The sequence below is a fragment of the Mesorhizobium sp. M6A.T.Cr.TU.017.01.1.1 genome (assembly GCF_004023115.1).
In the GTDB taxonomy this organism is placed as follows: domain Bacteria; phylum Pseudomonadota; class Alphaproteobacteria; order Rhizobiales; family Rhizobiaceae; genus Mesorhizobium; species Mesorhizobium mediterraneum.
The window spans coordinates 23,536-30,361 of sequence record NZ_RZTA01000080.1 but is presented as its reverse complement, the minus strand read 5'-3'; the positions used below and the strand labels follow the sequence as shown (position 1 = coordinate 30,361).

Here is a 6,826-nt window from a genome sequence, read left to right as displayed (position 1 = left end):
ATGCTGGCCGCCACGGAATCGCCGAGTGCGATGATCGCCGGCGGATTGTTGGCCACCATATAGTCGGTCATCTTGGCGATGATGCCGGCTGGATCGGTGCCGCAATCGACCACGTCATATTTGATGCCAAGCGGATCGAAGACGCTGGCGATGCCTTCGGTCTCGAGCTGCTGATAGCTGGCACCCGGCACCTCCACCGGCAGGAACACCTTGTCGCCCTGCTTCACCATCTTGTTGTCGACCAGATACTTGGCCCAGATGACGCCGGCCTCCTTGAGGTCGGCGCCGACATACGCCTGCCGCCCGGTTGCCGGATCATCGGTGTTGAAGAACACGATCGGGATGCCCGCAGCCTTCGCCGCCTTGACCTCCTCGGTCCACAGGCCGGGCTGCGCCGATGTGGTGCCGATACCGTCGGGCTTGGCGGCCAGTGCCGAGTTGAAGGCCTCCTTCTGCGCCGCCATGTCGCCGCCGCTGAAGGAGATCTTGCAGGTCACCTTGAGCTGGTCGCAGGCCTTGGTGGCGCCGGCATTCCAGTCGAGCCAGAATGCATCCGATGGGCCGCCATGCGACAGGAGATAGAACGTCTTCTGGCCGTCCTGTGCGAATGCCGGCGAGCCCAACCCTATCCCTGCCAACAAAGTCGCGGCCGTCGCCAGTTTCAATCCGAATTTCAACATTTCGCTTCCTCCATTATATTTCCTCCCGGTGGAAAGCGCCGCCGCATAGCGGCGACGCAGGACTCCTATCAGAGGCCGTTGGCGCGGAACTTGCCGTCGAGGAATTTCTTGGCGCGCGGCACGTCGTCTTCCGAGAGATGCTCGATGATGACCGGAATGTTCGGGTGCTTTTCGGCAAGCCGCTTGAGATAGAGGTCGTAGTTGAGCGAACCGAGGCCGGGCGCCGGCAGCTCGATCTCGCCGACACCACGGAAAGTGTGGCTCTCCAGCGCGTCCTCGTCGCCGATATCGGCGTGCTTCTCCGACTTGTCGCCGCCCGATCGCTTGACGTCCTTGGCGTGCGCGATCTTGATCTTGTCGGTCAGCGTGTCGAACACTTGGTTCAGGATCTGGTCCATCCTGTCGATGTTATGGGTCTCGAAATAGTTGGTCGGATCCATCAGCAGGCCGAGGCCGGGATGGTCGACCTGCGCGAACATCTTCACCGTCTCCTCGACCGAGCCGACGACATTGTTGACATAGGTTTCGAGCAGGAAGACCGCCCCGTGGTCGTAGGCCGTCTGGGCAAGGTCGGCGATGACCTTACGGCATTCCTCGAAACCTTCCTCGGTCTTGTTCTTGGGATGATGGACCCAGTCGGACTCGGTGTTGTAAGTGCCGGTTTCCGAGATCACGTAGGGCGAGCCGAAATCACGGGCACTGCGGATGATCTCCTTGAGATAGCCGACGCGCTTCTCGCGCTCCGCTCTGTCCGGATGGATGATGTTGGTGTAGCCCGACACGCAGCACACCGGCAGATTGTGGTCGCGGAAGGTGTCGCGAACAGTCCGGGCCTTGTCCTTGGTGATCTGTCCGGCCGACAGGTCGACATCCCTGAAATGCAGGTCGAGCTGCACCGTGTTGAAATCGAGGGCGCGGATCTTCTGCGCGGTTTCCTTGAGGCTGTACGGGAAATAGCCCGTGAAAATACCTGCCTGCATCATGATATGAAGTCCTCCCTGTAAGTAATTCAGTTGATTGAGTTTGTCGAGATTTCGGAGAGCTTGACCGTGCGGCCCTCGTCGATCGAGCGATAACCCGCTTCGATCAGCGCCATGGTCTTGACGTTGTCGGCGACCGAGAGTGCCGGCGGCTCACCCGTCTTCACCGCGTGCTGGAGCTGCTCCATCACGCCGATGAAGGCATGCGGGAACCACATCGTGCCCCAGCTGGGTGTCACCCATTCGCCGCCAGTGGTTTCGGTCGAAGCATAGGTCAGTGTCGAGGCGGAACCAGTCGGCCAGCCGATTGTGCCCTTGGCGACGCCCTTGGTGCCGTCGACGCGCCAGTTGATGTGCTGGTCGTCCTTGTAGCCCTCCTGGCGCGGGCCGGACCAGACATCCTCCAGCGACACGGCGAGCACGCCGGACGGGAACCGCAGCGTCGAAACGGTGATGCCGTCCGAATGATCGAAGCGGGTGCGCGGATCCTTGCGGGTCAGCGTGGTGATCTCCTGGGGATCACCGAACAGGAAGCGCAGCACGTCGAGGTGGTGGACGCTCATATTGGCGAGCGTCAGCCGATCGTAGTCCTCGAGGAAGCTCTGCCAGTGCGGGATCGCGTGCATGTCGATCTGCGCGAAGACGATGTCGCCGAGCGCGCCGCTGTCCATGATCTGCTTCAGCACGCGCATCGACTGGTCATAGCGCATGTTCTGATTGACCGAGAGGATCTTGCCTGCCTTGGCGGCCTCGTCGCGCAGCTCGATTGCATCCTTGAGCGAGAGCGCCAGCGGCTTCTGCGCCAGGATCGCCTTGATGTGCTTCTGCTTCAGCGCATGGCGGATCAGTGACGGCTGCTGGTCCGGCGGAAAGGCAAGGTCGATGATCTCGACATTTTCGTCCTCGATCAGTTGTTCAGGCGTGCCGTGGACGGTCGGGATCTCCCAGCGCCTTGCGACCTTCTCGGCGCTGGCTTTGGTCCGCGAGGCGATCGCCACCACCGGAAAGCCGGCATCGTGATAGGCAGCAAGATGGCATTCGGCCATGATCATGCCGGCGCCGACGCAGCCGATCCTGTATTCTTTCGTGCGAACCTTTACGTCCGGCTCGAACCCGTTGTTTGCCATCTGATCCTCCCGAAGCTCGTTTCTTGCAGCCGCCGGCATCGTGCCAGCGCTCCGCCGCTTTGCCCGAAATAATGCACTCTGGCCGGCTCACAGGATATCGCCACCATGGCGTCCGGCCTTATGTCCGGCTGGCCACGCAGCAGCGCCCTCAGGCGCGCCTGCCCGGCAGCGAGCGTCACCACGGTGTAGCCGCCAAGCGGCTCGACCTCGAACACCCGCGCCGGGCGGCCCGCGCGCCCATCCGATATTTCCCCATCCAGCCATGGCCGGACCTTGATATCTTCCGGCCTGAGCCCGATCTCGACGGCATCGGCCGGAGCAGCCTTGTCTGCGATACGGATCGCGCCTTCCGCCGCCTCGACGCCGCCCTCGCCGCGCACCGATTTCAAGATATTCATCATCGGCGAGCCGAGCAGCCGCGCCACATAGGTGCTGGCCGGGCGATCATAGATCTCGGCCGGCGCGCCGATCTGCCTGATCTTGCCATCCTCCAGGATGGCAATGCGGTCGGCGACCGACATCGCCTCTTCCTGGTCGTGGGTGACATAGATCAGCGTCTTGCCGAGCTCGCGCTGGATGCGCTTCAGCTCGACGCGGGTCTCCTCGCGCAGCCGGGCGTCGAGTGCCGAGATCGGATCGTCCATCAGATAGGCGGCGGGATCGCGCACCAGCGCGCGGGCGATCGCCACGCGCTGCCGCTCGCCGCCCGAAAGCTGCGCCGGCGGCTTGTGCAGGATGTGGCCGATATGCAGCTTGGCCGCGACATCGGCGACACGCCTTTCTATATCGGCCTCGGCGACCCGGCGTTCGACCAGGGGAAAACGGACATTGTCGCGCGCGCTCATATGCGGAAACAGCGCCAGGTTCTGGAACACCATGGCGACATTGCGCTCGGCCGGCGACACGGTGTTGACTGGCCTGCCGCCGATCAGGATTTCACCCGCGTCAGGCGTTTCAAGCCCGAGCACCAGGCGCAGCACCGTCGACTTGCCCGACAGCGGCGGGCCGAAGAAGCAGAAGAACTCATTGTCGTTGACCGTGAACGAGGCGTCATCGACGGCGAGCGTGTTGCCGTAGCGTTTCGTCACATTGCGGAAGACTATATCGGCCATGGTCTTAGCCCACTTTCATGGCAAGGCCGGTGGCGGCGTCGAAGACGCGCACCGACTGCGCGGCAGGCGCGACGACCGCTGTCTGCCCGATCGCCAGCCCGACATCATTGTCGAACACCGCCTTCACTGCGCTCTCGCCCAGGCCGAGATGCACGATGGTGCGCGCGCCGATGCGCTCGACGAAGGTTACCGGCAAGGAGAGCCCCTGGCCGCGTTTGACCAGCGCCGCCTGTTCCGGGCGGAAGCCGTAGAGCACATCGCCCCGCGCGCCCCGCACCGCGGCGGCGATTTTGGCCGGCAGCGGCGGCGTCGCACCGAATGGCCCGAGGTCGACGACCAGGCCCCGGTCGCTTTCCGCTGGCCTGCCCTTGAGCAGGTTCATGCCCGGCGCACCGATGAAGCGGGCGACGAAGACATTGGCCGGATTGTTGTAGACCTCGAGCGGTGTGCCGACCTGCTGAAGCACGCCATGGTCCATCACCGCGATACGGTCGGCCATGGTCATCGCCTCGAGCTGGTCGTGGGTGACATAGACCATAGTCTGCCGGAACTGACGCTGCAGCTGCTTCAGTTCGGTCCGCATCACCGCGCGGAAGGCTGCATCGACATTCGACAGCGGCTCGTCGAGCAGGAAGATCGCCGGCTCCATGATCGCCGAACGGCCGATCGCCACACGCTGCAAGATGTTGACCGACAGCCGGTCGGCCTTGCGGTCGAGCAACGGCGTCAGCTGCAGCATCTCGGCAATGGCGCCGACGCGGCGATCGATCTCGGCCTTTGGCGCGCCGCGCATTTTTGGGCCGTAGGCGAGGTTCTGGCGCACCGTCATATGGGTGAAGATCGCGTAGTTCTGAAAGACGAAGCCGACCCCGCGGCGTCCCATCGGCACGCCGGCCATGTCGCGCTCGCCAAACAGAATCTTGCCACCCGTCGGCTCTTCCATTCCGGCGATCATGTTCATCGTTGTCGACTTGCCGCAGCCGGACGGCCCGAGCAGCGCCATGAACTCGCCATCAGCGATGGCCAAGTCCATCGTCTTCAGCGCGGTGAAGTCGCCGAATTTCTTGACCAGGTTCTGCAGATGGATGGCGCTCATGCCGTCACCTCGCGTGCCCGGGCCATGCGCTTCATGGCAAAGACCGCGGCGATGGACAGCACGATCAGGATCGCCAGCGCGATCGCCGCGACATAGCCCCAGATCAGGTCCTGCGTGGTGAGCTTGTAGATGTAGACGGAGATCGTCTCGGTGGCGACACCGGGGCCGCCGCCGGTCATGATGTAGAGCGTGTCAAATATCTTGAAGTTCTCGATCATCCTGATCGCCAGCGCGATGATTATGATAGTCTTCATCTTCGGCAGCACAATGGTGACGAAGCGCTGCCAGGGATTGGCGCCGAGCAGCGTCGCCGCCTTGATCTGGTCCTCGGGCACGCCGACCAGGCCGGCAAGCAGGATGAGGAACATCAGCGGCGTCCACTGCCAGATATCGGCAACCATGACGGCGATGAGCGCCAGCGTCGGGTCCGAAAGCCAGGCGATGGTGACGGGAAAGCCTGATATCGCCGAAAGGATGTCGTTCACCGGGCCGCCCGACTGGAACAGCATGAAGAACATGTAGCCGGCCACAGCCGGCACCACCATCATCGGCATCAGAAGGATCGAGTAGAAGATCCGCTTGCCGGGAAACTCGTCGGCAAACAGCGTGGCGAGCGCGAGACCCAGCAGGAATTCCGCCGGCACGCAGACGATCATGACGATGGCCGTGCGCTTCAGCGCGCTCCAGAAGCGCGCGTCGGCAGCAAGGTCGGTGTAATTGGCGAAATTGTTCCATAGCGACCAGGCGCTCCACCAGCCGAGGCCCGAAAGCGGTGACCAGTCGGTCAGGCTGATGTAGAGCTGCATCAACAGCGGGAAGACCGCGATGAACAGCACCAGGATCTGCGCCGGCAATGTCAGCCGGAAGCCGAGCTTTGCGCCTTCGTCCCGCAAGGCTGGCTTTGCCTGGACGGTCTTCATCACGTCCTCCGAAATCGTCGCAGTCACCGCGCTCATTGCTTGAGCGCCCCGAACGTCAGCCCGCGCACCAGATGACGCTGGATGGCGATGCCCATGATGACCGGCGGCACCGCGGCGATCAGACCGAGCGCGGCCTTGGCGCCATAGAGCTGTCCGGTCATCGAGGAGGAGAGCGACGCCATGTAGACGGGAACCGTCACCCATTCGCGCGTCGTCAGAAGCAGCGCGATCAGATAGTCCGACCAGTTGAGGATGAAGACAAACAGCGCGGCGCTGGCCAGCGGCGCGCGCATCATCGGTAGTGTGATGCGGGTGAAGACTCGCAACCGCGAACAGCCCTCGACCAGTGCTGCCTCCTCGATCTCGCGCGGCATGTCGTCGAAGAAGGTCTTCATCAGCCAGAAGGCAAAAGGCAGCGTGACGATGCCGTAGATCAGCGACAGCCCCCACCAGCTGTCGGTGAAGTTGAGGAAGGCCCACATGATCATCACCGGGGTCATGACCGCCATGGGCGGAAACAGGCGAAGCTGGATCAGCGCCAGTGGCAGGTTCTGGCCCGAGCCGAAGCGCGATAGCCCGTAGGCCGCCGCGGTGCCCGCTGACATGGCGATCGCCGTCCCGAACACCGCCGACAGCAGCGACGACAGGATCGGCTTCAGGGCGGTGCGGTCGAGCGCGACGATCAAATTGTTGGTCGATTCACCGAAGACGAAGCGGAAATTGCTGAGTGTCGGGTTCTTCGGCCACCAAGTCAGTTCAGCGCCGGTCGCCGACCATTCGGCGATCGGCTTGAAGGCCATCGACACCATCCACAGGATCGGCACCAGCGTCACCGCCATTGCCGCTGATATTGCGGCATAGCGGAATATCTCGAAAGGAATTGAACGCTTCATCTTGCAGCTTTGCTGGTA

General features: G+C 63.0%; 7 protein-coding genes. All 7 read right to left on the bottom strand.

Annotated features, from left to right (window positions below; translation table 11 throughout):
- Nucleotides 1–680: substrate-binding domain-containing protein (locus EOB36_RS22910; RefSeq protein ID WP_128285755.1), on the bottom strand; the 680-nt coding region annotated here is incomplete at its 3' end.
- Between the two features lie 68 nt (nt 681–748).
- Nucleotides 749–1,663, bottom strand: a complete 915-nt coding sequence (locus tag EOB36_RS22905; RefSeq protein WP_128285754.1) for a sugar phosphate isomerase/epimerase — start codon at nt 1,661–1,663, stop codon at nt 749–751.
- A gap of 26 nt (nt 1,664–1,689) precedes the next feature.
- Nucleotides 1,690–2,787, bottom strand: a complete 1,098-nt coding sequence (locus EOB36_RS22900; protein WP_128285753.1) for a Gfo/Idh/MocA family oxidoreductase — start codon at nt 2,785–2,787, stop codon at nt 1,690–1,692.
- A complete protein-coding gene (locus EOB36_RS22895) occupies nt 2,757–3,899 on the bottom strand; it encodes an ABC transporter ATP-binding protein (RefSeq protein ID WP_245467865.1) in 1,143 nt (380 codons plus the stop codon). The genes EOB36_RS22900 and EOB36_RS22895 overlap by 31 nt, the downstream gene beginning before the upstream one ends.
- Nucleotides 3,900–3,903: 4 nt before the next feature.
- Nucleotides 3,904–4,995 carry an ABC transporter ATP-binding protein gene (locus EOB36_RS22890; RefSeq protein WP_127293442.1) on the bottom strand — a complete coding sequence of 364 codons (1,092 nt, stop codon included), beginning with the start codon at nt 4,993–4,995 and terminating at the stop codon, nt 3,904–3,906.
- A complete protein-coding gene (locus EOB36_RS22885; RefSeq protein WP_126105799.1) occupies nt 4,992–5,951 on the bottom strand; it encodes a sugar ABC transporter permease in 960 nt (319 codons plus the stop codon). Before EOB36_RS22885 ends, EOB36_RS22890 begins: the two co-directional genes overlap by 4 nt.
- On the bottom strand, nt 5,948–6,808 hold the full coding sequence (locus tag EOB36_RS22880; protein WP_127205025.1) for a carbohydrate ABC transporter permease: 861 nt from the start codon (nt 6,806–6,808) through the stop codon (nt 5,948–5,950). The genes EOB36_RS22885 and EOB36_RS22880 overlap by 4 nt, the downstream gene beginning before the upstream one ends.
- Between the last annotated feature and the right edge of the window lie 18 nt (nt 6,809–6,826).